Here is a 1,251-nt window from a genome sequence, read left to right on the forward strand (position 1 = left end):
AGTGGACATTAAGTTAAGAGAATTTTAATAACTTAAGAGACTTATGTCAAGAGAAAGAAAAGTTTATACCAAAGAGTTCAAACTGATGAGTGTTGAACTAAGCAACACGCGTAGTGACCTTAGCGCACTGGCTAGGGAATTAGATATTACCCCAGCATTATTGTATAGGTGGCGAAAGGAACATTCTGTAAAACAAGGGAGTAGTTTCCCTGGGAATGGAAAAGTTATCCTGAGTGAGGGGGAACAGGAATTAGCACGACTAAGAAAAGAACTTCGGGAAACACAGATAGAACGGGATATATTAAAGAAGGCTGTAAGCATCTTCTCCAAGAGCGACCCCAAATATTCAGGTTCATAAGGGACAATAGGGAAATATTTTCAGTCGAGAAGATGTGTCAGGTGTTCAAGGTGAGCAGAGCAGGTTATTACAACTTTTTAAAGGGTATTCCTTCAAAGAGAAGTATTGAAAACCATCATCTTGCCGTTGAAATTCAGGATGTATTTGTAAGGAGTAAAAAGACTTACGGCAGTCCGCGTATTACCAGAGAACTACACAAAAAGAATATCAAAATATCCAGAGTGAGGGTAGCCAAACTGATGAGAAAGGCAGGGTTAAGAAGTATTGTCAAGAAAAAATTTAAGGTGACCACAGATTCCGCACATAAATTTTCGGTACCGGAGAATATATTGGACCGTGATTTTAAACCGGGAACACTTGGTGCAGTATGGGTATCAGACATCACTTATATCAGAACGCAGCAGGGATGGTTGTATCTGACAACTGTAATCGATTTAGGAGATCGAAAAGTAATCGGATGGGCTTTAAGTGAGACTATGAATGCGGTAGATACGGTGATTTCTGCTTTTAACATGGCACAAAGAGCAAGGCCAATCACCCAGAAACTAATATTCCATTCTGACCGTGGCGTACAGTATGCCTGTCATGAGTTCAGCTCTATGCTGGAAAAAAATCCACTCATCATAAGAAGCATGAGTAGAAAGGGAAATTGCTGGGATAATGCTGTCGCTGAAAGTTTTTTCAAGACACTGAAGGCCGAATGTGTATATCAGCATAAATTCTCCCACAGGGAGCAAGCTGCACTTATTGTCTTTGAATATATTGAGACTTGGTACAACCGAAAAAGGCAACATTCTGCCTTAGGATACTTATCACCAGAGGAGTTTGCTAGAAAAATCAATAAACAAAATATTGCAGCTTAACTATGTGTCCATTTTATTGTTGCAATTCCA

General features: G+C 39.6%; 1 protein-coding gene. It reads left to right on the forward strand.

Features of this window, described 5'->3' with window-relative positions; translation table 11 throughout:
- Positions 1 to 43 precede the first annotated feature (43 nt).
- A protein-coding gene (locus tag HX021_RS21640) for an IS3 family transposase (protein ID WP_286592706.1) occupies positions 44 to 1,221 on the forward strand; the annotation gives its coding sequence in 2 pieces (ribosomal slippage) (positions 44 to 314 and positions 314 to 1,221; 1,179 coding nt in all).
- Positions 1,222 to 1,251: the final 30 nt, after the last annotated feature.

It is taken from the genome of Sphingobacterium sp. N143 (assembly GCF_030325625.1).
Classification (GTDB): Bacteria; Bacteroidota; Bacteroidia; order Sphingobacteriales; family Sphingobacteriaceae; genus Sphingobacterium.